The sequence below is a fragment of the Timonella senegalensis JC301 genome, from assembly GCF_000312125.1.
GTDB lineage: Bacteria > Actinomycetota > Actinomycetes > Actinomycetales > Cellulomonadaceae > Timonella > Timonella senegalensis.
Map to the genome: position 1 here is coordinate 367,436 of NZ_HE978641.1, position 26,409 is coordinate 393,844.

Consider the following 26,409-nt stretch of genomic DNA (forward strand, 5'->3'; position numbering starts at 1 on the left):
GCCGTCGTTCTTCTTGACCTCTGCGATCAGCCATTCAACGATCTTGTTGTCCCAGTCGTCACCACCGAGGCGGTTGTCACCGGAGGTTGCACGAACCTGAATGGTGGAGAAGTCGTCTTCATCCTTACCAACCTCAAGGAGGGAAACGTCAAACGTTCCACCACCGAGGTCGAACACGAGGATGAGCTCGTCTTCCTTGCCCTTTTCCAGGCCGTACGCGAGTGCTGCCGCGGTTGGCTCGTTGACAATGCGAAGGACATTCAGACCAGCGATCTGGCCGGCGTCCTTGGTTGCCTGGCGCTCAGCGTCGTTGAAGTACGCAGGAACGGTGATGACGGCGTCGGTGACAGCCTCGCCCAGGTACTCTTCAGCGTCGCGCTTGAGCTTGCCAAGGATGCGAGCGGAGATTTCCTGCGAGGTGTACTTCTTGTCGTCGATCTCCTGGCTCCAGTCAGTACCGATGTGGCGCTTGACGGAGGAGATGGTGCGGTCAACGTTGGTGACTGCCTGGCGCTTTGCAACCTCGCCGACGAGGACTTCGCCGGTCTTGGAGAATGCTACGACCGATGGGGTGGTGCGCTGGCCCTCAGCGTTGGCGATAACCGTTGGCTCGCCACCTTCGAGGACTGCAACTACCGAGTTGGTGGTTCCGAGGTCAATACCTACTGCACGTGACATATGTGTATGCCTTCCTTTCGTGAGCGGCGGCTTGTTTTCGCCTGGATTGTTCGCCGGACCCGACCTCCCGCGATCCTCTGCCTATCACGGGGATCGGTTGGCCGCTCCGGTCTGCGACCGTCGCTCGAACTACATTGAGTCTTCCACACTCAAGTTTGCGCTTAGGTGGCTTGCTGCGCAAGTCCTAAGTTCCAAACTTGAGTCTACTTCACTCAACTTTGGGTGGGCTGGGTTTATTCCGGGTGCTGCGGACTTTCTTTGGCGGGTTGCGTTTGCGCTTGTCAGCCCAGATTTTCGACGATCGGGCTGGGTCAGTTCTCGAGTTTTGTCGGGTGCAACTCGTTCTGCTCTGGGCTGAGCGCCCGGGGCTTTCCTAGTTCCCCTGCCTCCCCTCTTCCCCCTCGTTCTCGCCCTCCCTCTCCCAACCCCCTCACGCTCACCACCTCCCTCTCCCCTCCTCGCGAGTGCCGGGTTTCGGGGTCGAATGCCGGAACGCCGCGCCGGCACTCGCTGGCAAAATCCGGCACTCACCGAAACTTGCGCCGCCCCAAAGCCTCTGACGCGACGAAACCCTCCTCACGCCCGATGTTCACAACGCAGCGGGACCACGATCGTCGACAATCCCGGCGTAAGCCGGCCATTTCCCACCCAGACACGGCACATCCCACTGATCCCACGCCAGCCCTCTCCCCGCTCATCTCTCCCTCCTCGCGAGTGCCGGGTTTCGGGGTCGAGTGCCGGAACGCCGCGCCGGCACTCGCTGCCAAAATCCGGCACTCACCAGCAAGCAATCGCGGGAAGTGGCGCAATGCGCGCTTCCGCGCTATCCACACGCGCCCGGGCCCCAGACACGTCCACAAAAACGGGTCATCAGCATTGCTCAAGCCCCCACAACTAGAGTCATTCCCCCTACGGTCAAGCCATGCAGACACAGAACTGGAGAAAACAGCCGCAAGCACCAACGCCGCGCCAACTGCCAGAAGTCCTCGTGGCGCGCGAAGTAGATCGGACGGCCCTGAGTCGAGCGGTGAAGCGGCAACTCATGCGGCGGGTGCGCCCGGGGATTTACAGGTTCAGCGGCAACGACGAGATGCGCGCAGAGCGCTTCAAGCAGCATGAACTGGTAGTTCTCGAACGCATCTCGGCTGTTCGCAAGTTCCTCAGGGATGACGACTGCTTCTCGCATGTTTCGGCCGCGACACTATGGGGTCTACCGATCCCTCCGGGATACAGCAATCCGCACATCGCGAGCCCTCCCACGTCTGTGAACCACACGGCACCAATAGGGGTGATCCGGCATCGCGTGGAGGTTCCGCCGGAACATCGCACCATGCTCGGGGACGTCGCCGCTACAAGTTTGGAGCGCACGACCGTGGATTGCCTCCGACTCCTGCCGCCGGAGCTCGGCATCGCGATTGCGGACAGTGCGCTGCGAGTCGGTATGGACCGCGATCTCGCCTTGGAAATTAACCAGACGATCCCCAACCGTAGGTTCCGCAAGCAGGCCCACGCACTCCTCGCCTTTGCGGACATCGGGGCGGAGTCGCCCAGGGAGTCACAGTTGCGGTTCCATTTGAGCGTTGCGGGGTGGCAAGAGCTGGAAACCCAGACATACGTTTACGCCGATGGCGCCGACTACTACCTCGATGTCACGGCATCGGGCTACCAAGTAGGATTTGAGTTCGACGGCCTGGGCAAGTACACGGCTGATGCGCTACGCCAAGAAAAGCTCAGGGACCACAAGCTCCGCGCAGCGGGCTGGCACATTGAACGCTTCATCTCGCGAGATCTAACTCCGCCAGACCTCTTGCAATCCCGCCTGCGCCAGATCGCCCGTGATAGGAACATTCCGCTGGGCACCTCAGAGTTACAACGGGTGCTCCAGCACTCTCCGCTCACTGCACGGCCGATTGCCTGAGCCAGGCTTCCCAGCATGCGTTGAGTCCACCCCACGGACCACCTACGAGCGGTGCCCGTCAGCCGGGGCGGAACCAGAATCGTCGAGAATCTGAGTCATTTCACGGAGGAACCGGACGATTATGTCGATCTCCTCGCGGGAGAAACGTGTGGTTACTTCCCGCATGCGCTCATGCATGACGCCAAGCCGTGAGCGCACTTCTTCATGGGCGTGAGCCGTCGCAATGATGTGGACGGAGCGGCCATCGGCCGCGTTGGGAGTTCGGCGGATGTGGCCAGATTCCTCGAGACGGTTGAGCAGTTTCGCGGTGGATGCAGTGGTGATTCCCAGTCCGGTGGCGAGGTCCCTCGCGGTGGCTGGAACCCCCTGCCGTTCGGCGGCGATCACGAGTTGGAGTGCCCTCGTGTCCGTCACCCCGACTTCCATGCCGCCAGCCATCCGCCGGCGCATGTCCAGGTCCGCACGTCCGTACTCACGCAACGCCTCAAGCACCAGGCGTTCCGGCGAATCGCGGTCGTACCAATACTTCTCGCTCACGGCCTCTCCCACGCCTCGATTCCTCCTTCCACCACCTTGAACAGTGGGTGCGTCAGGCGGCGCACCTGCGCAGGATCTGACCACATTATCGACGATTCAGCAGCTTCCAGCCCCATCACCATTTCCGGCGCCCTCTTCTCTAGCTTGGCACGCAGGTGCGCCAGCTCGAACTTGAGTTGGCCAGTGGTCACGGTAATGCGTGGAGTCGGCGCCTCGGCGTGGATTATCCGCGATTGATCGAACCGATATGTACGCCGCACTGCCTCACTTTGGATGCCCTGCAGGTACATGCCTATCGCGACGAGGGGCTGAGGGTCGGCTTTGAATCTGTCGAGCTGGGGGTGGTTAGTGTATCCCTTGGTCTTCCCGGCAAGGACGGCTTGGGCGAGCAAGGTCTCGCGCCAACAAGCGACGAGCCCTGCCCGGTCCAAGAGTGCGGGATCGAGCGACCATACTCTCACGCGACTATTCCTTTCCGGAGGCCAACGCAGATGGCCACCAGATTTTGCGCCCGATGTCGTAGCCGAGCGCGGGGACCAGAATGGTCCGCACTAGGAACGTATCGAGGAGAACTCCGAACGCGACAATGAATGCGATCTGGACGAGGAATAGGATCGGGATTACGGACAGTGCCGCGAATGTAGCGGCAAGCACGAGACCTGCCGAAGTGATAACGCCTCCCGTAATCGCAAGACCGCGGCTGATCCCAAGGTGGGTTCCGTGGTGCAAGGCTTCCTCACGAACTCGAGTCATGAGGAAGATGTTGTAGTCGATACCTAGCGCCACAAGGAACACGAAAGAGAACAGTGGTACGGCAGGATCAGCACCTGGGAAGTTGAAGACGTGGTTGAACACGACCGCTGAGACACCCAGAGCCGCACCGAACGAGAGCACTGTGGTTGCAATGAGTAGCAGTCGCGCCACGATCGCTCGTAGCAACAGTGCCAGGATCACTAGGATCACGGCCAGAATAATTGGGATGATCAGGTTGCGGTCGTGCAACGAGGCGTCGTTGGAATCGATGGCGGTCGCTGTCGTTCCACCGACCAGAGCTGTTCCCGCAAGTTCTGTCCGTAGTTCTCGTACCGTCTTGGCGGCAGCATCTGAATCAAACGTGTCATTTAGGGTCGCCTGAATGAGGACCTTCCCGTCTGCCACCGTAGGTTCAGCTTCGCGGCCTTGCTGTTGCACGAGAGCCCCTTGAGCGAACGGTACCGATCCCGCGGGCGAGTCGGTGGCCGTCACTGAAACCCCGGCTACTCCCGGGTGCTCCTCGAGAATCGTCCCTACAGTTTCGAGTTCGCCCTGTGGCGCGATCACATACACCGGGTTTCCTGATCCACCAGGGAAGTGCTCGGCGAGAATCTTCTGACCATCCCTAGCTTGGGAACTACCAAGGACGAGTTCGCTCTGTGCCACGCCGTCGGCCTTCAGTTGGAACACTCCCAGAGTGGCAAGCGCGAGTATGGCCACGGAACCGATCCACAGCGCCCGCGGACGTCGGGAGACAAGTCCTGGCAGAGCCCGCCAAAGGCCCTTGCTTGGCATTTCGTCTTCCGCGCTCAGGGTGGAATCAAAGGCTGGCTTGCGAGGCCAATAGGCGGTGCGACCGAACGCATAAAGAAGGGCGGGAAGCAACGTGAACGCTGCCAGCATTGCAAACACGATCCCGATTGCCGCAATCGGCCCAAGGTCTCGGTTTGATTGCAGATCCGAGAGCAGCAGACACAGTAGCCCGGCAATTACAGTTCCGCCGGATGCGAGGATCGGCTCGAACGACCCCTTGAGTGCAGCTTTAGTTGCGTCCCACTTCTGCTCGTGGTGCTTTAACTCTTCTCGGTATCGCGACACGTACAGCAGGCCGTAGTCTGTGGCCGCACCGATTACCAGGATGAACAAGATGCCTTGGGTTTGGCCGGAGAGCAGAATGATACCCTCACGTGCTAGCAGCCACACGGTTCCTAGAGCTGCGCATAGTGCGAAAAGAGAAGTCATAAGCACGGTGAGCGGCAGAATTGGGGAACGGTACACAACAAGCAGAATGATGAGCACAGCACCGAGCGCTACTAAGAGCAAGACGCCATCGATTCCTGCGAACGCGGCGGAAAGGTCGGCTGTGAACCCCGCCGGTCCAGCCACGTGGGCTGTGAGTCCTTCAGGAAGGCTCGAGGCGAGGTGTGCGGAAAGCGCTTCAACGTCCGCTGCAATGTCACTGGCGGTGTCCATTTGTGCAAAGATCTGGAGCGCCTTACCGTCCTCGGACGGAATAGCGGGGCTTGATGCGAGGACGTTTGGGACGTCGTCAGCGAGTGACTGTGCGAGTTTCTGGACTTGCCCGACAGCTTGTTCGTTAAGTTTTGCTCCGCTTGAATCCTGCTCACCGCTGGCGTTTGTGACCACGATGATGGCTGGAATCGCATCGTCACCGAGGAAGTTGGTGAGCTGCTTTTGCACCTGAGTGGCTTCAGCACTGGACGGTAAGTAGGCGGTCGAATCGTTCGACGACACCTCATTTACTCGACCGAACAGCGGCCCGCCAAGCGCCCCTGCCGCGAGCCACGCAGCAATAAGGATGGCCGGCACAAGGATACGTAGCCACCGAGGTACACCCCGGCTATTCTTCGCGTTCATTATTCCCCTCAAGATCCAGTTATCTAGCCTGGCTAGGTAAACAGTATGCCGGAGCAGGAGCTTTAGCAACCGATATGGAGAGCACGTTCCAGAGCACAAAAAACAGGGCTTTCCCGCGGAAGCGGGCAGAAAACCCGTCCACCAGCACCTTCACCCGGTCTGAGGTCCCCAAGACTTTTTTCAGTTTCAGGATGCGGAGCCAAAAATCCTATGCAAGGGTTTTATTTGAACCGACCACGCATTGTGCGAGGTCAGAGGTACACGAAAGGTAGGCCGTAATCATGAGCTTCATCGCTTGGATTTTGATCGGACTCATCATGGGAGCAATCGCCCGCGCAGTTCTTCCGGGGCGAGCAGACGGTGGCTGGGTCGTCACCCTCGTTGTCGGTGTCATCGGCGCAATCGTTGGTGGTTGGATTGCCAGTATGGTTGGTTCCTCCTCGAACAACGGGTTCTTCGACCTCAAGACGTGGATCTTCGCCTTCCTCGGATCCCTTGTAGTTCTGTTCGTCTGGGGTGCTGTCTCAGGAAACAAGAAATAGTCCCGTTCGCTAGGCATCAGCACGTGACCGCCAGCGGTCACGTTTGATCCAGCACCCGCGCGCCCCGCGGTACCGCAGCGGAACCCCGCGCCACCACCGCGGAGACCCGCGCCCGCGCCATACCGCGCCACCACCACGTGTGGGCGTCCCTCTTTCGAGGGACGCCCACACGTGTTTCCTGATCAATCAAGTAGTCGATCAAGTACCATCGGCGCATGGCTTCTTCCACTTCCCATCCGCGCCCCGGCATTGAGCGTCCCAAGGGCTTTGGGCCGTGGTTGATGTCCGTGACCAAGCGCATCGACCCCTTCCTTGCAGCACTCATCGGCGCAGTCGTCCTCGCATCGTTTTTGCCCGTGCGCGGTCAGGCCGCCGAGGCCTTCGACGTCCTTGTCGTTGTCGCCGTGGCGTGGCTGTTCTTCCTGTACGGCGTGCGACTCAAGACCTCCGAGGCCATCGCCGCCCTCAAAGATTGGCGACTCCACTCCGTCGTCCTCGCCTGCACCTACGTCCTGTTTCCGCTCGTCGGGTTGGCGTGCATGCTCATCCCGGACGCGGTCCTCCCCCACCAGCTCAAGCTTGGCGTGCTCTTCATGACGCTCCTGCCGTCTACGGTTCAGTCGTCCATCGCGTTCGTCTCGATCGCACGGGGCAATGTCGCCGGCGCTGTCGTGGCAGCGAGCTTCTCCAACCTCGCGGGCGTCATCATCACGCCCCTCCTGGTTGCTGGCCTGATGGGTGCGCAGGTCGGTTTCTCCGCCTCTGCGATCGGCAAGATCGCCCTTCAATTACTACTTCCCTTTGTCCTGGGCCAGTTGGTGCGCCGATGGCTTGCCGCTTGGGTGATCCGCCACCGCCGTCTGACCACCTTCACTGACCGCGGCTCCGTGGTCCTCGTGGTGTATTCCGCATTCTCCCGGGGCGTTGTGGATGGAATCTGGACCAAGGTCTCTGTGGGTAACGTGGTCACGCTTCTCATACTGTCCGCAATCGTGCTGGCCGTGATGCTGGGGACCAGCAATATCGTCGGTAAGAAAATGGGATTCAGCCGCGCCGATCAGGCGGTCATCCTGATGTGCGGGTCCAAAAAATCACTGGCCACGGGCGTGCCCATGGCCACCGTGCTGTTCAGCGCGGCCACCGTGGGCATGATGGTTTTGCCCATCATGATCTTCCATCAACTGCAGCTGATTGTGTGTGCGGTGATCGCCCGGCGCCTCGGCGCCAGGGCGGAACCGCAGCCGGTGACCGTCTGATTTTCGACGATCGTGGTCACCCACCAGCACCTTTACCGTTCCGTGTGTGGCCGCGAAAATAAGTCGACAGGCGGCGCGCACTGCACTCACGATGAATCTATGACCACTTTGACGTTCCACGAACTGACGGACCTTGCGGACCCGCAATCGGCCGACAGCGCCCTCATCCCCACGATCCACGAACTCGTGGTGCAGCAGAACCTGCGATCCATGGGGCACACGGACCTGGTGACTCCGCTGGAGACCCGGCGCCAAGCGATGTTGGGTTCGGAGTACACCACTCGGCTCTCTTTCGTGGCTGAGCGCGGCGGTGAGGTAGTCGGGATGCTCCACATGAGTCTCCCGCAGAAAGACAACCGGAGCCTCGTGTATGTGGACACTGTCGCGGTGGACGACGATGTGGAAATCCTCGATGCGCTGTTCACGCTTGCGGACGAGGTTGCGCGCAAGAACGGCCGCTCCATCCTGAGCACGTGGGAGCCGCACCGCGGCGAACCAGAGGCCGGGGACCCGAACGCCCTCGAGGCGCCGACCGGTGTGGGGCGCATCGACGCCTCTGAGCCTCTACCCGCGCTCTACCTCAAGCACGGCTGGAAACTCGAGCAGACCGAGCGGTACTCGGTGCTGCCACTTCCTGCTCCATCCGATCTGCTCGCGCGGCTCCACGCGAAGGCCCTGGCTAAGGCCGGGGCCGAGTACGAGATCGTGCACTGGCAGGACCACACGCCGGAGGAGTTCCTTGAGGGGCATGCGAGCCTCCAACGCGCGATGAGCACGGACGTTCCACACGGTGACCTCGAGATTGAGGAGACGGCGTATGACGCGGACCGCATCCTCTACTTTGAGAAGCGGATCGCTGAGGAGGACCGCGGATACGTGCTCTTTGCCGCGCGGCACATCCCTACGGGCGACCTCGCGGGCTTCACGCGGATCGAGTACGCCAAGGCCTATCAGGAACCGTGCTTCCAGGAGGAAACCCTGGTCAAGAAGGAGCACCGCGGTCACGCACTGGGAATGCTCGTCAAAACCGCGGCCATTGCGGAACTTGCGGTTGTGCGTCCCGGAGTAAAGCGCCTGCACACGTGGAATGCCGGGGAAAACTCGTACATGCTCGACATCAACGTGGCGCTCGGGTTTGAAAAGCACGGCATCGAGAGCGCGTGGCAGAAGAAGCTTTCCTGACGCACCAGAACACCCTGCCACACCAAAAAACTATGCAGCGGTGCCCGCCAGCCTTCCTTGGCTGGCGGGCACCGCTGTTTCTAGGGCAATCGCGTGGAAAATTGAGTTCTTGCGCGTTAATGGAGCGCGTTTACAGCGCGGCCACCTGCGGCTGCACCGCGCGGTTCCTAGCCCGGGCCATGTGCTCGCGGTACACCCGGAACATGGCGTAGAGCCCGAATATCTCGATGAGCCCGAGGAACGAATACTCATATCGTGGGACTTGTGTAAAGACGTTCAGGTCTACTCCACCAGCGGCCATCGCCCACCCATCAAAGTCCCACGAGATCTGGCTCGGCAGGGCCCCAAGCAGGACGAGCGAGACGGGAAACGCCCACTTGTGCACGAGCGTGTGATCGGGGGTCACCCGCAGGACCATATAGATCCATGCACCGATCGCCAGCGCGAGGAGGGCAAAGACAAGTGCGCGAGCCGTGTGGTCACTCGCCAAGCGGTCCCAGCCAAAGAGCCCATTGATGTAGAGCATGGCGCGGTCAACTCCGCTGTAGTAGTTCTCACCGCCCGGCAGCCCCGCCGAGGCCACCAACTTGGCGGGGACGTTGCTCCCACTCTGCGAGAGTCCATTGACAAAGTAAAGGATCGAGCCGGCGAACAGAATCAGTGCCGGAAGGATCAGGTTCTTGGCTAGCCGCTCACGGCGGGTGGGAACGCATTCGAACAACTGCATGTGCGGCTCTCTTCTCTGAGGCTCCGTTGAACGTTCTATTCGGAGACTAGCCAAGGTTCCGGACAATATCCATATCTTGGCGCCGATTCCCCATATGGACCGCCTCCCTGCGGTTCACTCCCCAGCAGTTGGTTCTACTGCGCCACGCGGATGAGTCTGACCCCGTCGCCCTGCGCCACGCTTAGGCCGCTCGGCAGCGCTGCGGTCAGTTCGCCGACCGCCGGCACGCTCACGCGCGCTATCGCGCGCCCGGATTGGAAAAGCTTATCCATGACAGTGCCCGCCAACTGCTCCGGTTCGCCCCCTGTGCGTGGCTGCTGTGTGAGCGCGGCCAGCGCGCTGCTGTCTACTGGCTCGCCGCGATGGTCGAGCTGGCCGAGCTGGCGCGCGAGTGTGTCGGCGCCCCCTGCGGCCAGGGTTTCCACAACCTCAAAGTCACAGGGTGCATAACCGTGGAAGGGGTCTTGCGAGAGCACAGCCTCGTAGCCGAGGAACTCGGCCACCTGAGCGGTTGCGGGGCGACGCCACAGCCGCTCGGGGATGTCGAGTTGGAGGACCTTGCCACCCATCATGACTGCCACACGGTCGCACACAGTGAACGCCTCGTCCTGATCGTGCGTCACAAACACCGCGGTGGTTCCCGTGGAACGCAGGATTCCGCGCAGGTCCAGGGCAAGGCGCTCGCGCAGTTCGCGGTCGAGCGCCGAGAGCGGCTCATCGAGCAGGAGCACACGTGGCGCGGGCGCGAGTGCCCGCGCGAGCGCAACGCGCTGCTTCTCCCCGCCGGACAGGAGCGTGACGTTCCGGTTTTCGTAGCCCTCGAGTCCCACGAGTTTCAATAGCTCGGCAACCCGGGCGTCACGTTCCACGCGTGAAAATCGGCGCTTGGGCAGCCCATACTCAATATTGGCCGCCACGGACTTGTGCGAGAACAGTTGGCCATCCTGGAACATGAATCCAAAGCCACGCTTGTGCACGGGAGCCCCTATAAGGTCGACCCCATCCCACAGAACGCGTCCCTGGTCCGGCGCAATAAGCCCGGAGATGACCCGAAGCAGCGTTGACTTGCCGCAGCCCGATGGCCCGAGAAGGCCGATGATCTCGCCCTCGGCCGCCGTGAAACTGACCTCAGCGACCGCCGCAAGGTCACCAAAGCTCACGTGAATGTTGTCAACGCTCAGCGTCATCAGAACTCTCCTGCATGTGTTGAGCGAAGCCGCTCAGCGAGCATCATGATCGCGGCCGAAACTAGTGCAAGGATCACGGAGGCCGCGAGCGCCATCCCGTAATTCTCCGCGCCGGGCTTAGAAATGAGCCGGAAGATGACGATGGGTAGGGTCGCGGTTTCCGGACGCGACAGGAACGACGTGGCGCCAAACTCCCCCAGGGACACCGCAAACGCCATCCCGGCGGCGAGGCCGAGACCACGCAGCGCGAGCGCCCAGTCGATCGTGAGCGCTACGCGCAGCGGGGATGCCCCGAGGGTCGCGGCGACCTCGCGCTGGCGCGGGTCGATAGCGCGGAGGACCGGAAGAACGGTGCGGATCACCAGCGGAATGGCCACTACCGCCTGCGCGATGGGTACAAGCCAGCCGCTGGAACGCAGGTCCACGCCGAGCCCGAGCGGGCGGTCCAAGGTGATGAGGAAACCAAATCCCACAGTCACGGCAGAGACCCCCAGCGGGAGCATAAACGCGGCATCGAGAAGGCCCAACGTCCGCCGGCCTGCCGCTGAGGCAGGCCTACGCGACACCACGAACGCGACCATCGAGCCGATCGCAAGCGCCATGAGTGCTGCATAAAGCGCAATCACCACGGAGTTATAGAGCGCCTCGTACACGCTCACGCTGAGTGCGTTACCCGAACCGGTCCCAGTCAGCGCGCGGAAGTTGTCCAACGTCCAGTGCCCAGATCGTCGAAAAGCAGAGGCTAACAAGTTGACCAGCGGCCAGGCGATGAGCCCGACCGCAACGATCGCGGTCACCGCGATCGCGAGCGCGTCAGCGCGAAGGCTTAAGGGCTGGGGGTTCGCGGAGGCAGGGGCGAGTGCGAGCGCGCGCTCCTGGCGCGAGCGAGCCCTGCCCGAAACCCACAGCGAGAGAGCAACCACAACAAGTTGGAGAACGGACAGCACTGCTGCGGCCCGCAGGTCGAGGAACTGGACAGTTTGCATCCAGATTTCGGTCTCAATGGTCCCGTAGCCCTGCCCACCCAGCACCATGACCGTGCCAAAAGCGGTGGCGCAGAACAGGAACACCACGGCCCCGGCCGACGCGACCGCCGGTGCCAGTTGGGGAAGCGTCACCGTGAAGAACGCGCGCGCCCGGGAGGCGCCAAGCGTACGCGCGGCCTGGGCGGCACGCGGGTCCACACGCTCCCACAGCCCGCCCACGGTGCGCACCACCACGGAGTAGTTGAAGAACACGAGCGCGGCCACGACCGCCCAAAACGTACCGTCCAGGCCCCACGAACCCAGGGGGCCGGAGGTGGTAAAGAGCGCCCGGAATGCCACGCCCACCACCACAGTGGGCAGCACAAACGGCATTGTCACAAACCCACGCACGAGCATGCGTCCGGGGAAGGTGCAGCGGTACAGGACGTACGCGCCGGGGATTCCGAGGAGCAGTGACACCGCGGTACCGACGAGGCCTTGGGCGAGCGTGATTCCAATCAGGCGCCAGGTTCGCGGCGCGGACAGGACCTCGCTGAACCCAGTCAGGTCTAGGGCGCCATCCGCAACGAACCCGCGGGCCACAAGCGCGGCCACCGGCCACGCAAAGAACACGCCAAGGAAGAATAGCGGGATGGCGGCGGCACCGCCCCAGGTGAGGGTACGCCTCAGGGCGGCACCACCCGCGCTGCGGCGGGCGGTGCCGGAAAGTCCAGCGGACTTACCCTCGAGTTGGCCTACGTCAGCCAATGATCGCGGCGCTCCAGTCCTTGATCCACTGGTCGCGGTTCTTGGCGATCAAAGCTGGGTCCAGCTCGTTGGTGGAGTGCGGAACGGGCGCAAACTTGGCCCAGTCATCAGGCAGGGTTGCGGTGTCCGAGACCGGGTACATGTACATCGCACCCGGAATGGTGTTCTGGTATTCATCGCTCAGCAGGTAGTCGATGAACGCCTGAGCACCCTCGGGGTTCTTGGCGCCCTCGAGTACTCCCGCATACTCAACCTGGCGGAAGCAGGTGTCAAGCAGCGCTTCCGTGGTGGTCCGGGAACCGTCCTCGGTCAGCGTGACTGCCGGGGACGAAGCATAGGAGAGCACGACAGGGCGGTCCCCATCACCGGTTGCAGTGAAGTCCACGTAGTACGCGTCCTCCCAGCCGTCCACGATCTTCAGCCCGTTGTCCTTGAGCTGCTTCCAGTAGTCCAGGTAGCCGTCCTCGCCGTACTTAGAGATCGTGGCGAGCAGGAAGGAGAGCCCTGGAGAGGAGGTCGCAGGATTGGTCACCACAGCCATGCCCGCGTTGGCAGGGTTGAAGAACCCGTTCTTCTCCAGAGGCTCCACCAGGTCAACGGTGGCGAAGTGATCGGAATCGATGTTCAAGCACACGTCGCCGTAGTCCACGGCCGTGAGCGTGTCATCGCCCTCGATGCGCATGGATTTGCCCTGCTCCCCCTCAACCGTGGAGGTATAGGGCGCAAACACGTTTTCGTCGAGGCCGCGGGAAGCAAACGTGTTGTCCACGCCGTAGGCAACGTCGCCGAGTGGCGAGTCCTTGGTCAAAATGAGCTTGTTGACCAGCGCGCCACCATCACCGTTGGTCACGATCTCGAGGTCGTAACCGGTTTTTTCGGTGAACGACGCCTTCTGCTCATCCGACAATTGGAACGAGTCGTGGACGACTACGCGCACGGTCGAGCTCTGGGTGGAGCCGCTCGCATCTCCGCTCGGGGTGTCCTTGTCCCCGCTGTTTCCAGATGGGACACAGGCAGTCAGCGCGAGGACCGAAGCGAGCGCGGTTACAGCAAAAAAAGATAAACGGCGCGATGGCACAGCCATTTCCGTTGCCTCCTTGTAATGAAAAAGGAGGGGTTCCACACGTATATGTGTGGCGAGAAAGCCCGACTCCCTACGCCGGCACTAACCGGATCAGGTTCGAGGGTCTGCTGAAATCAGCACTCTCAGCGCATATGCGCTCCCCTGTCGTACTCCTTCAGTTTAGCCCCACTTCACCCGGACACTTTTGAGGTGTTCAGTACGCGGGATTCCACCACCTACGGCGCGGTCAGTTCGCGCGCGCGGAACTCTGCCACTAGGTTGGAAGTTAACTTCTCAAGAGCAATCGCAACTGGCCAGGAGGTCACAATGGGCACTAACACCACAACCGAAAAGCCATCGGGTGCAGAAAAGATCGCAGCGCTCGCGATCTCGTTTGCGGCAGGTTGGGTTGCGCAGAAGGTCGTTGAGAAGGTCTGGGCCAAGTCCACCGGCGGCTTGTCACACAACATTGACGACGATGATGCTCGCGTCGCTTCACTCGTCACCTTCTCAGCGGTGAGCGCTATTGCGGCAACCCTGACCCAGGTTCTGGCAAAGCGCGGCTCTAAGCGCGTGGTCGCCCGCTTCGCGGCTCCAGCAAAGCAACTCTCGAACGACTGACCCAGTATTCAACGCGGGCGGGGCGCACCACTAAAGTGGTGCGCCCCGCCCGCGTTTGCGTTCCCCCACCCCAATCCGCTCCCACCCCTCTCAACGAGATCTATCGTGGGGGTTCGAGATCTATCGGCGGCCGGTAGATCTCGAACCCCAAAGGTAGATCTCGGCCGGACACGAAGCGACCTTCCCCTCCCACTCCCCCCAACCTTCCCCGTACTGGGTGCTTCTGACGCCTAGGAATCACCCGATGCGGGCTCCAGTCCCCCATAGTTCGTACCGATATACGCACTATGGACACGCTGCCCGAATCTACGTCAACACCCCAGGCAGGCAATGCCCCCTCGCGCCGGACGCTTCACGCTGATGCATACTTGGCCGAGCAGGAGCACAAGCCGCTCGTTGCTCGAGGCACCGCCGGTGGAGGCGTCGAGCAGCTCGCACGAAAGATCGCACGCGCCAACAAGTACGCGCCAACACCTGGCAGGGCGAGCGCTGCCGAGGCGTATGCGCGGGGAGCTGCGGGCGAGCAGGCCGTAGCACAGCACCTGCAGTGGCTCGACGGCCACGGCTATTGGGTTCTACACGACCAGCCCTGGCCCGACCGCCCCAAGGCCAACATCGATCACATCGTCATCGGCACCTCGGGCGTGTTCGTGATCGACGCCAAGAACTGGTCGGGGAAGCTCGAAATCGGCCCCAATGGCCTCACTCAGAATGGGCTGAATCGCAACACCGCGATCACGAGCATGCGTGAGCAGGCCCGTGCAGTACGCCGACTGATTCGCTCCCTCAAGATCGAGGGCGCCGATTCCATCAACGTCATCCCAGTCCTCGCGTTCCTCAGCGAGGACGCGCCGTTCGTCTCCCGTGACGGAGTCACGGTCCTCCCACTGTCTGCGCTGGCACAGCACATTGGGACGCAGCCGGCCAATATCGTCGAAAATCAGGTGGGCGAACTGTCCTACAGGCTCGAGGAGGCGCTCGAGCAGAACCGGAAGTACACGTTCCACAAGTACACGGAACGCAAGGCGGCTGCTCTGGTCGCCGCGAACAAGCGGCCCCTGTCCGAGAACCGCGGCCAGGGGCCGCGCACTCAAACACCGGCGCAGACTCGACCAACCCAAACGCACGAACGCTCCTACCGCAACCAGCGTTCAAGGAACAGTGCGCGCAAGCGCATGAAGTCCTTCCTCCAGCTGCTCGTTGCGCTTGGGATCTTGGCTGTGCTCGTTTACCAGCCCTCTCTAGTGACCGATGCCGCGGCCAAGTTTGGCGAGGCTGTGTCCACGATGATCACGGACATCGTGGCAAAGTGACGGGGACCCAACGCGCCCAACACCCCAACTCCACCCAACGCACCCCACTCCACCAGCTTTTAACCGTCCCGCGGAAACAAATCAAGGACTTTCGCCCCGTCCGATTAGGGACTACAGACCCGCCAAAACCCCAAATGATCCCATGAAAATAGTTATGTAAAGAAAACTCAAGGATCACAGAAAAAGGGGCGTGACCTCATGCAACGCGTTCTCGTCATCGGCGGCACCGGACTCCTCGGCTACCACACCACCCTCGAACTGCTGGGCAAGGGCTACGCAGTTACCTCGCTCGCACTTCCTCCCATGCCTGTTGAGAACCTCTTCCCAGAAGAGGTCACCACCGTCCTCGCCGACATCAACGAGTACACCGACGAGGCCCTCGCGGAGCTCATCAGCGGCCACTACGCCATCATGTACGCGGCTGGTGCCGACGAGCGTGTAGTCCCCGACTTCCCATCGGCCAAGTTCTTCTACGAACAGAACGTCCGCCCAGTCCAGCGCGTGGCACGTATCGCCGCAGCTGAGGGCGTCAAGAAGTTCGTCCTGTTCAATTCCTACACCGCAGAGTGGGGCGAGCAGTGGCCTGACCTCGGATACCGCGAGCGCAACGGATACCCACGTACCCGCCTCCTCCAGGAAGAGATCGCGATCATGGAGGGCAACGGCGCGATGGACGTCACCTCGCTTCGCCTTCCCTACATCTTTGGCACCATGCCCGGCCGCCAGCCACTGTGGCACATGTTCATCGACATCGCCGAGGGATCCCCAGAGCGCGTCACCACGCAGATGGGTTCGACCTCCTCGGTCACCGTCAAGCAGGTTGCACAGTCGGCAGTGGGCGCGATGGAGAAGGGCGTCCACGGCGCCAAGTACCCCATCAACGGCTACAACCTGAAGTACACCGAGTTCATGGGCTACGTCTGCGAGGCCCTTGGCCGCTCTGCCGACGAGGTCATGGGCATCCCTTACGAGGCCGTCAAGGACTACCTCGTGCAGGCCGACGCCCAGGTTGCCGCCGCCGGCAAGGAACACGGAATCCACCTTGTGGACTCCGTCCAGTTCCAGGCCCGTGACGCCGTCTCGGACCCAGCGCCCGTCATGGCCGCGATCGGCTACGAGGCAGACGACGTTGTGGCTTCCATCAAGGAAACCCTCGCGTACTGCATGGATAACCGCGCGCTCTACAAGTCCTGGCAGAACGCCTGACGCCTGCACGTCCGGCAGCTAGGTGCGGACACGCCGCACACATAAATTAACGACGATCGGGGTGACGTTCTCATAGGAACGTCACCCCGATCGTCGTTAATCAGTTGGTCCGGGGCACCCGGACCGGAACTCTACGGTCAGCCGACAGAGACGGCAATCTTGTTCTTCCATGGGTCCTCGAAGTGGAGGGCCGCACCGTCGTGGTGCGAACTGAAGCCGCCGAGTTTGAGACGGTCAGACAGGGCCGCAATCTCGTCGTTGTTGGGGACGAGGATCGAGACCTCGCCCAAGCCGAGCGAGGACGCGCGAGGGCCAGCGCCACGCGAATTCCACACGTTCATCGCCATGTGGTGGTGGTATCCGCCGGCAGCAACAAACAGAGCGCCGGGCATCTCGGAGGTGGCCTCAAACCCGAGCGCATCCACGTAGAAGGTGCGGGCAGCCTTGGTGTCTCCAACCTGCAGGTGCACGTGCCCCACCTTGGCTTCTTCCGCCTCGGGGGCGTCGAGCGCCTCCTGCGTGACATGTTCCTGGACAAACTTGTTGGGATCGAGCCACAGCGAGTCCATGACCACACTGGCGCCGTCCCAGCTCCACTGATCGCGTGGACGGTCCCAGTAGAGTTCGATGCCGTTGCCCTCCGGGTCGTTGAGGTAGAAGGCCTCGGACACGAGGTGGTCGGCGGAGCCCGTGTACAGGCTTCCAGCCAGCTTGGCCACGCGGACAATGACGGCTGCGAGGGCAGCCTTGGACTCGAACAGGATCGCGGTGTGGAAGAGTCCGGCCTGGCCGGACTGCGCGAACGGCAGGTTTGGCTCGTGGCGCAGAACCATGATGGGAGTCGTTCCGCGGCCGAGCGTGACCACACCCTCGCGCTTATCGTTTGCGGCGGACGTACGACCGTTGCCCTCAATGACGTTGAGCGAGATGACCTTGGTGTAGAACTCGACCATGGCGTCAATGTCGCGCACGTAGAGCGTGACCGCGTCCATATCGAGATCCTTGGACAGCAGGTCAGAGGTGCCCAGCGCGTGGGCGTCTGGCACACGAACTCCTGCATGGACTGGGAGGACAGCGCCCTCTTGGGCTGTTAGGGCCGTGGTCAGGTGTGCGCTCTCGCCCATGCCTGTCTGCGATTCTGGCTCGGTATTGCGGTTCACTTCTTCACCCCGTGATCGATTGATGGTTCAAGTTTCTCATGCATTAATTGAAGCGTCAAGCAATGGGGGTGGCTGCCGATGCGCGGCCAATGATTGCCCTCTGCCCGCGCCTTCTCTGCGCTCAACCCCTCTCTTCGCCCTCCCAGACCGCCCCCTCCCTCCACCCGCAGCACCACTCACACCCCTACCCCGACACCAGTCCCACCTCCACCCGCGCCACACTGGGAACGGGAATAGGGCGCACACCGATTCGGTTGCCAGCGATATGAGTTCACCGCTAAAAGTAGATATTTGGTCCGACATCGCTTGCCCTTGGTGCTACATCGGCAAGCGCAAGTTTGAGGAAGGGCTGTCCCAGTTCGCCGGGCGCGACGACGTCGAGGTCGAGTACCATTCGTTCGAGCTGGCGCCTGACACCCCCGTGGACTTTGAGGGTTCCGAGATTGACTTCCTGGCCAAGCACAAGGGCATGCCCAAGGCCCAGGTTGAGCAGATGCTCGACCACGTAACCGGCATCGCCGCCGAGGTTGGCCTTGAGTACCGGTTTGACCAGCTCAAGCACACCAAGACCCTGCAGGCTCACCAGCTCCTGCACTTTGCCAAGTCCCAGGGCAAGCAGCGCGAGATGAAGGAGCGCCTCCTGAAGGCTTACTTCACCGAGGGCAAGCACGTGGGCAAGAACGACACCCTCGTGGAACTGGCAGGCGAAATCGGCCTGGACAAGGATGCCGCCCGCGCAGCGCTTGAGTCCGGAGAGTTCGCTTCCGACGTCCAAGCAGACCTCAACATGGCCCGCGAGTACGGCATCAATGGCGTCCCATTCTTCGTGTTCAACAACAAGTACGGCGTGTCGGGCGCACAGGCTCCTGAGACGTTCACGCAGGTCCTCGACCAGGTCGCCGGGGAACTGGAAGCCGAGTCGGCCAAGTAATGACCACCTCACCCAAACCTCCAAGCCAGGACGAAGCCACACCAGAAACGGAAAACCAGCCGCCTGCGCCCCTGGTCCAGCCGCTTCAGACCCCGGCGTTTGGGGGCCTCGCATCGCTCGGCATCACGGTGGACGAGTCCGCAGTGTGCGGCCCTGACGGCTGCCTCTAACCATCGAGAGTGGGCTGGAGCCTACTCTCCCTTTCGAGAGTGGGCTGGAGCCCACTCTCGTTGTGATTGTCGACGATCTTGGTCACCCTGCCCGGTAGGCTAGGGGCAGTTCAATCGCACGGTCAGACAGGCAGATACCCATGGACATTAAGTACTACTCGCAGGTCACCAAACTCCTCCGCCGTAAAGGCATTGACGACGACCGCATCCTGCAGACCCTGAACGACATCAAGGGCTGGGAGCGCACGCACCCCGACGCCTACCTTTCCGAGCACTTTGGCCCGCCGGCCGCTCTCGTGCGTGACATGCCCAAGGGGAACGCCATCCAAGCGCCGCAAAAGGTCTTGGCCGCGACTCTCGGCATCACGTTCTTGCTCGTGTTCGCGCAGATCATCTTTGGCATGTTTGGGATTCCACTCATCCCGGGCATGCCGCTTGCGATGTGGGGAATCGTCGCTCTGATCATCGGAATGATCGTGTTCCTATCCGTTGGCGGCAAGCTGCCGGAGAACTTCCGCGTCGACTGACGCTCGGCGCTTCAACCGCATCCAGCACACAGAGAACACCCAGCACACCAACAACGTTCCAGTAGCGGTTGCCCAACGAGGCGGCCGCTACTTCTTTCTGTACGTCTTCCAGGCCTCGCGCACGGGCGGAACCACGATCCCACGCTCTCGATAGTCCTCACGGGTGTTCTTCTTTGTCACCACAAAACCGACGAGGCCCACCGCAAGCGGCACGAGCATTACTGAGAACGCGGTGCGGAAGTCCGCCAAATCGTACTGACCTGAGGGGCGCAGGCGGTCGAGGACCACGCCCACGGCAAGGATGCACAGGAATCCGCCCACGAACCCTCCCATGTTGGCGATTCCGCTGCCCACCCCAAGTTGTGCGGTCGGGTTGGAGGTGCGCGCAAAGTCGAGCCCGATAAGGCTCGCAGGCCCACCCACCGCAATCATCGTGCAGCTTACGATGAGCACCCACAGCGGCAGTGGCTGAGTGGGGAGAAGCATGACGAGCCAGGCACAAACCACACCTGCCACGATCGCGTAAACCAGCCAAGATCGTCGTAAAGGATGGCGGGCACAGAACATGCCGATCAGCGGCCCACTAACCATGCCAACCAGTGTCATGCAGGTAATCACCAGCGAGACCTGAGCTTGGCTCAGGTCATGGCCAAGGCGCAGGAACGGCGTTCCCCACAGGAAAATGAACACGTTGAACGAGAACGCCGTGATGAGGTGGGTCCAGAACCCCAGCCAGGATCCGGACGTGGACATGGCGCCGCGCAATGGCGAGATGTCCACCCGGTGCGGGACCACGTCGATGGGCCGTGGCGGCCTAGCGGCTGTCCCCAACGGCCCCACCTCCGGGAAGTCCCTCACCCACGCTAGTGTCCACAGGGAGGCGAAAACTCCCACGATCCCCAGGATCGTGTACGCCTGGCTCCACCCCAGATTATTTACGACGATCACGAACGGCACCGCCGAAATGATCTGTCCCGTCTGGGCAATTTGGCCCGTTAGCTGGGACAGGAGAGGAGCCTTGGACGGCGGAAACCACACGGCAACCAGTTTGAGCACGGACACGAACGTGGTCGCGTCGCCAGCACCAATCAAGACGCGAGCAGCGAGGGCAAGTGGGATGGAGTCAGCAAACGCCATGCCGAACTGGCCCACTGCCATCATGAGTGCGCCGAGCGCAATGAGCTTGCGCGCACCGATTTTGTCGAGCGCTACCCCCACAGGGACCTGCGCGGCTGCATAGACGCACAGCTGCACCACGGTGAACAGGGAAAGTTCGGCTGCGGATGCGCCAAATCGCTGTGCCGCTTCAAGCCCGGTGAGCCCCAGCGATGTGCGATGCACGATCGCCACAATGTACGCAGCCGTGGCTACGGCCCAGATGAAGTAGGCCTTGCAGGCGGAGTACCGTGCCTCGCTCATGTTTACCTCCCCAAGTAATCCTATTTTATTTGGGTTGGAGCGCGCCGAGGCGCGCCAGTTCATTACCGACGATCACCACAAGACCCTTCGCCCGCAAAATTCTCTTGAAATAGGGACTTTGGGCCCGGCTAGACCCCTGTCCGAGGGTATTGAATAAGAGAGTCGAATTGCTCAGACGTGAGGATGAGGCCGGCACCATTTTGACCCCTCTGTATGGTGCCTGGACGTCCTCATTGGGCGGGAGGAAGCGCGGGCTCCTCCCGCCCTTTTTTATGCCCGCGCGTAAACCACAGGGCCCGTCATAACCCACGGCATTTTCTCCGCGAAATTTCTTTCCCTGCGCCGCGCCAACTTAGAGTAGTCGCATGACTTCCTACTCCATTCGCAAGGTCAATGCTGACAACCCTGCCGAGATCGACCGTCTCTACGAAATCTGCCTTCTGACCGGCGACAGCGGCAAGGACGCCTCCGACCTTTACACCGACCCGCGGCTCATCGGGGAGCTGTACGTTGGCGCATACCCCACCTACCACCCCGAATTCTGCTTTGTGCTCGTGGACGAGAACGATGTTCCCGTGGGCTACACCGTGGGTGTCCCGGACTCCGTCGCGTTTGACGCCCAGCTAGACGCCACGTGGTGGCCTCCTCTGCGCGAGAAGTACTCAGCGGTTCAGTTCCCTGCAGACAGCAAGGACGCGGGGCTTGTGCAGACCCTCATGAACTGGGGTCACACCAACACGGATCTTGCCGCCGAATACCCCGCCCACCTCCACATCGACATCCTCCCCGAGGCACAGGGTGGTGGAAACGGTAAGAAGCTTCTGTTCACGCTCATCGACGCATTCCGCGACGCAGGAATCAAGGGCTTCCACCTAGGTGTAGGCGGAGCCAACGAAAACGCCATCGGCTTCTACCAGCACGTAGGGCTGGAAGTAGTGGTCGACCACGAGTGGGGCAAGACCATGGGGATGCACCTCACAAAGGACTGACACCGCCTGACCTGCCTCCCGTATGGCGGCGTGCCGCAAAGCCTATGCACCGCTGACCGGCGCCTCCACGGAACCGTTCGGAAACTATAGTCAATAGTCTCGTTCCTGCTTCTGCGGGTCTTGCCTCCAGACACAATGGCTGGCCGGACTTACAGTCCCTCCACGGGCGTTTAACGTCTCCCTGGAACTTCAAGGCGACAAGGTTTCTCGTTAGGCCACCAAGCCCATGTCAATGCCTGCTACCTGCGCGAGTAAGTTACGTGCGGCATTCACGTCACGATCATGACGCACCCCGCACACACAAACCCACACACGGTCCTTGAGGGTCAACGAAGCGTTGATAGCCCCACAGGCACGGCATAACCTCGAGGACGCAAACCACCGGTCCGCAACCACGATTTCAGAGCCGTACCATTCGGCTTTGTACTGCAACTGGCGAGCGAACTCGGCCCACCCCTGCTCGCTGATCGCGCGGGCCAGGCGCCGGTTTTTTACCATTCCAGCCACATTCAGATCCTCGATAACGATCGCTGTCTTGGTTCTCGTCAGCGACGTCGTGAGTTTGTGGTGGAAGTCTTTGCGCGCGTTCACGGCATCCACATGCGCGGCAGCAAGACGATCACGCGTCTTGCCCCAGTTGCTCGATCCCTTAACGCGGCGAGCGAGCTCCTTGTTCAGGCGACGGACTCTACGCCGTGTCTTCTTCACAGCCGCAGGCAAACGGATTTCCTCGACCTGACCGTCTGAGCTAGCAATGGTTGCGAACGTCTTAATGCCCACATCAATACCAACGCTCGGTCCTCCGGAAGGCACGGTGTGCCGCTCGTTAATGTCGGTGCGGTCCACTTCCAGTTGGAAAGACACGAACCATCGTCCGGCCTGACGGGTCACTTTCGAGCCAAGGACACGGGCACGAGAGTCAGCAATCCGCTCGGTCAGCCACCCCATGTTTTCCCGGGTCGTAATCTTCCCAACGTTTGGGACGGACACAGTCCATTCGCCTACGGGCTTCAAACGTGCTTCATCAATACGGAAGTGTTCACCGTGTTTGCGGACCTTGTGTTTCGGGAATCCCATGCGACGGCCCCGACGCGTGCCCTTGCGTGAATCGCTAAAGTTCTTTAAGGCCGAAGCGAGGTTACGGCACGCTTCTTTCGGCACGCGCGAGGACATGTTCTCGCTAGCGAACCACTCGCACTCGTGGGCGACGCTACGCCAGTATCGTTCGAGTGCGGGCGCGGACCATCCGAGCAGGTCGGGAAGTTCATTGTCTGAGACTCCTGCTTCACGCGCTATTCTCCGTGCGTCGAGGGTTCTCTTGACCTCATCCAGGCAACGGCTATACACAACACGAGTGAGGCCAGTGTGCGAAGCAAGCCGCGCGACCTGTTCGGGAGTGGGGCGAGTTCGATCTTGAAGCCCTGCTTCTTAAGACCACCCCTCCCCTGGAAACGATTCGAACTGGTGTACGAATATCGTAGCGTGCCTCGACTATCGGGGCACGCTTTCGTGGGGGTGTCCTCGATTTGTAGATCAAACGAAACGAAAACGTATGATCGACTACTCTTCCAGCCAACAGCTAGAACCCCACAGGGAGGCCCGGAGCGGGTGAAACGGGCCGTTCTGTGACGCAGAAAACACCCCAATGTGGCGTAAGCATTTGCCAAATACTCGTAAAGTTCTGGCATTTGACAGCCTGAACCGCTAGAGTTAACGCGAAGTTGCAGTGCCTCGCACGTCGCGCAAACCGCCTAGCGGATGAGCGTTCTTGATCCTCAAGAGTTTGACGACGATCACCGTGACGTCAAGCTTCCAGCTCTGGAAGCGGTCTCACAAAACTCTTGAAGGAGTACAAAATGGCAATCGGAACCGTGAAGTGGTTCAACAACGAAAAGGGCTATGGATTCATCGCCCCTCAGGACGGCTCGGCTGACGTGTTCGCACACTACAGCGCAATCGAGTCCAACGGATACCGTTCCCTCGAAGAGAACCAGCAGGTTGAGTTCGAGGTTACCCAGGGTCCAAAGGGTCCTCAGGCTGAGCACATCCGCCCACTCTGATCTCTCCTGAACGAATCTCGTTCATAACAAAGGGTGGCCACTCGCAAGAGTGGTCACCCTTTGTGGTTCCCACGATAGTGTTTCCCACGATCTGCCAACTGCGCTGCGTCCTCGAGGTGTTTGCCAAAGCTCGGACGATTCGAAATGGCTGGTAATGATCCGCCGCGGAATTAATCAATACTGCAATATGGGTTCCGGTTAATGAAGAATTAACATTCACACAGGATCCCTGAGTGTTACCTGGGCCTCACATAACTTCACGCGGGAATCAAAACGATTCGATTGGCCGAGTTTTTTCCCTGTGCCCGTCCACCAGTGGTTTCGAACTGGCAAAGCAGCCGCACACGCCCAGCAAACATGCCCAAGACCGTCGAAAATCTTGGAAAAAGCGTGGGGCGAAGTACCCACTTGAATGCATTTTGCCAGTCCCCACAAAAAAGTGACCTGTTGGTAAGAGTTTCACCCATAGAATATTTGAGTGAGTTCCAATCCGCCCGATAGGTTTAGCCCCATGACTTGGAAGAAAAGCGCGCTCGTAAACTCCGCCCACTCCTGGTTGCCCATTCAGGGCGAGAGCGCACGCACCATTCCACTTGCGAGTCTGCTTCACGTAGACTCGAGAATCTCCGCTGCCAAACTGTTCAACCCAGAAGAGTCGTCTTTCTCAACCAGCAACATCGCGTTCGCTCCACTCTCTGGCACCGCAGCTGGCGCCGCCCCGCTCCCCCAACGGATCTCCTGCCTCTAACAATGCACGAACCGCCAGACCCATTGGATTACTCTCCGTGGTTAGCAACACAACCTCTGACGCCCACCTCTTAGAGCAAGCAGCGCTCGGCAACATGGCTGCCTTTGCAACACTCTGGTCACGGCATGAGGCGGCCGCGCGCTTGGCCGCACTACACCTCTCAAACCACATCGATGAGGATGACGTTGTACAAGAGGTGTTCGCCAACCTGTATGAGGCTGTGCGCGCTGAGGGCGCATCGGCGTTTGAGGGTCCGTTCCGGCAGTACCTGTATGTCTCCGTACGCCACGTGGTCGAAGAACATCACAACATTGCGACATCGGGGGTCCTCCCCCTTGCAGAGTCCGAGGCCGAACCTGCTGAGTTCACCGACGCGATCCTAGACTCCGAGCTGCTCAGCCTCGCGTTCTCCTCGCTATCCAGCGAGTGGCGCACAATCCTCTGGTACACCGAGGTGGAGCGCATGACGCCCACGGAGATCGCGCCCATCCTTGGGCTCTCTCCAAACGCAGCATCAGCGCTCGCCTACCGCGCCCGCGAAGGACTACGAGCAGCTTGGCTCCAAGCCCACCTCAAAGCCGCCGACAATGCCGGCGAGTGCGGGTGGACGATTGGCAAGCTTGGTACGTACACCCGTGGCGTGCTCTCGCGCAGGAAGAGCGAACGCGTAACTGCTCACCTCGAGCACTGTGCGAGCTGCCGCGGGCTCCACGGAGTTGTTCACGAGGCCGCATCCGCGCTACAGAGCAACATTCTCCCCGCGCTCCTATCCCTCGGAGTACTGCGGTTCGGCGTGGGATCCCTGTTGGTTCAGGCTCCCGCGAGCGCAACTGCGTCCGCTGCCCTATCCGCTGTCTCGTCCGCGGCCGCTGCGGGAGCGGGGGCAGGTGCAGTCGGAATCGCGACAAGTTCAGCGGCTAGTACCACCGCGATCACGAGCCTCGTGGCCGCAAGCTCAGCCGTGGCAATCAGCGCGTCGGTGTTCTTGGGGGATCCAGCGCCCCTCAACCCGGAACTGCACGCCGAGGTTGACAGCTCCACCAACGTGTTGAGTGTGGCGCCCAATGCCTCCTCGGACTTGGGCCATCCCGCGAAATACCCCAACCGCGAACTCACAGAGTTCCCATTTCACGGCGCCATTGGCCTGCGCGCCGACACGCCCCTAACAGTGGTACCGGGAGGGACAACCGACCCCACCAGCACCACCCAAACCCACGTGTCACCCGCCCCTACCCCCAAGCCCCAGGAGCAAAGCGGCGTCCTCGTCACACAGCTAGGGCAGCCCTTCAGTCACGGCTCCAGCCCGAACCAGTCTCCTGTGCCCGCTTCAGCCCCGACGCCTCCCTCCACAAACGAGGCCGGACCGGGGGTTGGGGCTATCCCGGGTCCTCCCACTGCCTGGTCACCTGGCTCCGGAGGCGATTCCGGAGCGATCTTGCCGGGCCAGACTCCAGGCGGGTCGGGAGACCTTGGTCTCGGCGGAACGGTTCCGCCCGACGCAGGGCTTGGTTCGCTCGCTCCATGGGCGCCCACAGGCCCCGCAGACCCTGCAGAAGTTCAACCCGTATTGCCAATGGATCCCGACGATTCAGATTCCAGCGGCTGGGTGATGCCGCCACCAGACCCACCCCAGTGCAAAGGTGAGGGAGGCGCGTTGGCGGGGCCAGAATCGTCGTTTATCACGGAGGTAAATGGCTCCTGCCCAGGCCATGAGGTGCCAACGGAAACTAGCCCGCCAACAGTCTGGCCGGAGGACAGCAGCAACGTCGCTGTTCAGGGCAACGAGAACTAGTCCGGGCACCGCAGGCATT

23 protein-coding genes, 2 pseudogenes and 1 riboswitch are annotated in these 26,409 nt (G+C 61.2%); of the genes and pseudogenes, 14 read left to right on the forward strand and 11 right to left on the reverse strand.

The window, feature by feature from the left end:
* Positions 1–678, reverse strand: a pseudogene (locus tag HGSM_RS01620) (Hsp70 family protein); the annotation flags it as partial.
* A 922-nt stretch (positions 679–1,600) separates the two neighbouring features.
* Here HGSM_RS01620 and HGSM_RS01625 point away from each other — a divergent pair.
* Positions 1,601–2,596 (forward strand): type IV toxin-antitoxin system AbiEi family antitoxin domain-containing protein, encoded by a 996-nt coding sequence (locus HGSM_RS01625; RefSeq protein ID WP_040594226.1) that lies wholly within the window; start codon positions 1,601–1,603, stop codon positions 2,594–2,596.
* A gap of 42 nt (positions 2,597–2,638) precedes the next feature.
* Here HGSM_RS01625 and HGSM_RS01630 read toward each other — a convergent pair whose 3' ends face one another.
* The 3 genes from HGSM_RS01630 to HGSM_RS01640 are packed head-to-tail and all read right to left on the reverse strand — an operon-like array spanning position 2,639 to position 5,764.
* Positions 2,639–3,133: a MarR family winged helix-turn-helix transcriptional regulator gene (locus HGSM_RS01630; RefSeq protein ID WP_154646204.1), complete on the reverse strand. Its 495-nt coding sequence runs from the start codon at positions 3,131–3,133 to the stop codon at positions 2,639–2,641.
* The gene (locus HGSM_RS01635; protein ID WP_019146993.1) at positions 3,130–3,594 is read right to left on the reverse strand and encodes a pyrimidine dimer DNA glycosylase/endonuclease V; all 465 of its coding nucleotides are present in this window, start codon (positions 3,592–3,594) and stop codon (positions 3,130–3,132) included. The genes HGSM_RS01630 and HGSM_RS01635 overlap by 4 nt, the downstream gene beginning before the upstream one ends.
* A 4-nt stretch (positions 3,595–3,598) precedes the next feature.
* A complete protein-coding gene (locus tag HGSM_RS01640; RefSeq protein WP_040594228.1) occupies positions 3,599–5,764 on the reverse strand; it encodes an MMPL family transporter in 2,166 nt (721 codons plus the stop codon).
* 281 nt (positions 5,765–6,045) lie between these two features.
* Here HGSM_RS01640 and HGSM_RS01645 point away from each other — a divergent pair, with 281 nt between their 5' ends.
* The 3 genes from HGSM_RS01645 to HGSM_RS13505 all read left to right on the forward strand — a co-directional run bounded on the left by HGSM_RS01645 (position 6,046) and on the right by HGSM_RS13505 (position 8,744).
* The gene (locus HGSM_RS01645) at positions 6,046–6,306 is read left to right on the forward strand and encodes a GlsB/YeaQ/YmgE family stress response membrane protein (RefSeq protein WP_019146995.1); all 261 of its coding nucleotides are present in this window, start codon (positions 6,046–6,048) and stop codon (positions 6,304–6,306) included.
* Between the two features lie 215 nt (positions 6,307–6,521).
* On the forward strand, positions 6,522–7,562 hold the full coding sequence (locus HGSM_RS01655) for a bile acid:sodium symporter family protein (RefSeq protein WP_326550002.1): 1,041 nt from the start codon (positions 6,522–6,524) through the stop codon (positions 7,560–7,562).
* 99 nt (positions 7,563–7,661) lie between these two features.
* Complete coding sequence (locus tag HGSM_RS13505) at positions 7,662–8,744, forward strand: hypothetical protein (protein WP_019146998.1); 1,083 nt, start codon at positions 7,662–7,664, stop codon at positions 8,742–8,744.
* A 130-nt stretch (positions 8,745–8,874) separates the two neighbouring features.
* On the opposite strand, the gene HGSM_RS01665 is transcribed toward HGSM_RS13505, so the two are convergent.
* The 4 genes from HGSM_RS01665 to HGSM_RS01680 all read right to left on the reverse strand — a co-directional run bounded on the left by HGSM_RS01665 (position 8,875) and on the right by HGSM_RS01680 (position 13,475).
* Positions 8,875–9,471 (reverse strand): hypothetical protein, encoded by a 597-nt coding sequence (locus HGSM_RS01665; RefSeq protein ID WP_019146999.1) that lies wholly within the window; start codon positions 9,469–9,471, stop codon positions 8,875–8,877.
* Positions 9,472–9,605: 134 nt separating this feature from the next.
* Positions 9,606–10,658: an ABC transporter ATP-binding protein gene (locus tag HGSM_RS01670; protein WP_019147000.1), complete on the reverse strand. Its 1,053-nt coding sequence runs from the start codon at positions 10,656–10,658 to the stop codon at positions 9,606–9,608.
* Complete coding sequence (locus HGSM_RS01675; protein ID WP_019147001.1) at positions 10,658–12,391, reverse strand: ABC transporter permease; 1,734 nt, start codon at positions 12,389–12,391, stop codon at positions 10,658–10,660. The genes HGSM_RS01670 and HGSM_RS01675 overlap by 1 nt, the downstream gene beginning before the upstream one ends.
* Entirely contained in the window at positions 12,384–13,475 is a 1,092-nt protein-coding gene (locus HGSM_RS01680) for a thiamine ABC transporter substrate-binding protein (RefSeq protein ID WP_019147002.1), read from the reverse strand. The genes HGSM_RS01675 and HGSM_RS01680 overlap by 8 nt, the downstream gene beginning before the upstream one ends.
* Before the next feature lie 50 nt (positions 13,476–13,525).
* Positions 13,526–13,628: riboswitch (TPP riboswitch) on the reverse strand.
* Between the two features lie 153 nt (positions 13,629–13,781).
* On the opposite strand from HGSM_RS01680, the gene HGSM_RS01685 reads away from it, so the two are divergent.
* From HGSM_RS01685 to HGSM_RS01695, 3 genes are all read left to right on the forward strand, one after another.
* Positions 13,782–14,075 carry a DUF4235 domain-containing protein gene (locus tag HGSM_RS01685; RefSeq protein WP_019147004.1) on the forward strand — a complete coding sequence of 98 codons (294 nt, stop codon included), beginning with the start codon at positions 13,782–13,784 and terminating at the stop codon, positions 14,073–14,075.
* Positions 14,076–14,362: 287 nt separating this feature from the next.
* On the forward strand, positions 14,363–15,388 hold the full coding sequence (locus HGSM_RS01690) for a nuclease-related domain-containing protein (RefSeq protein ID WP_040594230.1): 1,026 nt from the start codon (positions 14,363–14,365) through the stop codon (positions 15,386–15,388).
* A 198-nt stretch (positions 15,389–15,586) separates the two neighbouring features.
* Positions 15,587–16,594: an NAD-dependent epimerase/dehydratase family protein gene (locus tag HGSM_RS01695; protein ID WP_019147005.1), complete on the forward strand. Its 1,008-nt coding sequence runs from the start codon at positions 15,587–15,589 to the stop codon at positions 16,592–16,594.
* A 137-nt stretch (positions 16,595–16,731) separates the two neighbouring features.
* On the opposite strand, the gene HGSM_RS01700 is transcribed toward HGSM_RS01695, so the two are convergent.
* Positions 16,732–17,586 (reverse strand): VOC family protein, encoded by an 855-nt coding sequence (locus HGSM_RS01700; RefSeq protein WP_051009614.1) that lies wholly within the window; start codon positions 17,584–17,586, stop codon positions 16,732–16,734.
* A 433-nt stretch (positions 17,587–18,019) separates the two neighbouring features.
* Between HGSM_RS01700 and HGSM_RS01705 the strand changes: the two genes are divergently transcribed.
* From HGSM_RS01705 to HGSM_RS01710, 3 genes are all read left to right on the forward strand, one after another.
* Complete coding sequence (locus HGSM_RS01705) at positions 18,020–18,685, forward strand: DsbA family oxidoreductase (protein WP_019147007.1); 666 nt, start codon at positions 18,020–18,022, stop codon at positions 18,683–18,685.
* Positions 18,685–18,855 carry a hypothetical protein gene (locus tag HGSM_RS14270; protein WP_019147008.1) on the forward strand — a complete coding sequence of 57 codons (171 nt, stop codon included), beginning with the start codon at positions 18,685–18,687 and terminating at the stop codon, positions 18,853–18,855. Before HGSM_RS01705 ends, HGSM_RS14270 begins: the two co-directional genes overlap by 1 nt.
* A gap of 140 nt (positions 18,856–18,995) precedes the next feature.
* Positions 18,996–19,382, forward strand: a complete 387-nt coding sequence (locus HGSM_RS01710) for a hypothetical protein (protein ID WP_019147009.1) — start codon at positions 18,996–18,998, stop codon at positions 19,380–19,382.
* A gap of 87 nt (positions 19,383–19,469) precedes the next feature.
* Here HGSM_RS01710 and HGSM_RS01715 read toward each other — a convergent pair whose 3' ends face one another.
* Positions 19,470–20,801: an MFS transporter gene (locus tag HGSM_RS01715; RefSeq protein WP_019147010.1), complete on the reverse strand. Its 1,332-nt coding sequence runs from the start codon at positions 20,799–20,801 to the stop codon at positions 19,470–19,472.
* A gap of 365 nt (positions 20,802–21,166) precedes the next feature.
* Here HGSM_RS01715 and HGSM_RS01720 point away from each other — a divergent pair, with 365 nt between their 5' ends.
* Positions 21,167–21,790 (forward strand): GNAT family N-acetyltransferase, encoded by a 624-nt coding sequence (locus HGSM_RS01720; RefSeq protein ID WP_019147011.1) that lies wholly within the window; start codon positions 21,167–21,169, stop codon positions 21,788–21,790.
* 210 nt (positions 21,791–22,000) lie between these two features.
* On the opposite strand, the pseudogene HGSM_RS01725 reads toward HGSM_RS01720, so the two are convergent.
* Positions 22,001–23,188: pseudogene (locus HGSM_RS01725) on the reverse strand (RNA-guided endonuclease InsQ/TnpB family protein); the annotation flags it as partial.
* Positions 23,189–23,646: 458 nt separating this feature from the next.
* Between HGSM_RS01725 and HGSM_RS01730 the strand changes: the two are divergent.
* From HGSM_RS01730 to HGSM_RS13510, 3 genes are all read left to right on the forward strand, one after another.
* Positions 23,647–23,850: a cold-shock protein gene (locus HGSM_RS01730; RefSeq protein ID WP_019147013.1), complete on the forward strand. Its 204-nt coding sequence runs from the start codon at positions 23,647–23,649 to the stop codon at positions 23,848–23,850.
* Between the two features lie 511 nt (positions 23,851–24,361).
* Positions 24,362–24,598: a hypothetical protein gene (locus tag HGSM_RS01735; protein ID WP_019147014.1), complete on the forward strand. Its 237-nt coding sequence runs from the start codon at positions 24,362–24,364 to the stop codon at positions 24,596–24,598.
* A gap of 37 nt (positions 24,599–24,635) precedes the next feature.
* On the forward strand, positions 24,636–26,390 hold the full coding sequence (locus HGSM_RS13510) for a sigma-70 family RNA polymerase sigma factor (RefSeq protein WP_019147015.1): 1,755 nt from the start codon (positions 24,636–24,638) through the stop codon (positions 26,388–26,390).
* The last annotated feature ends 19 nt before the right edge of the window (positions 26,391–26,409 follow it).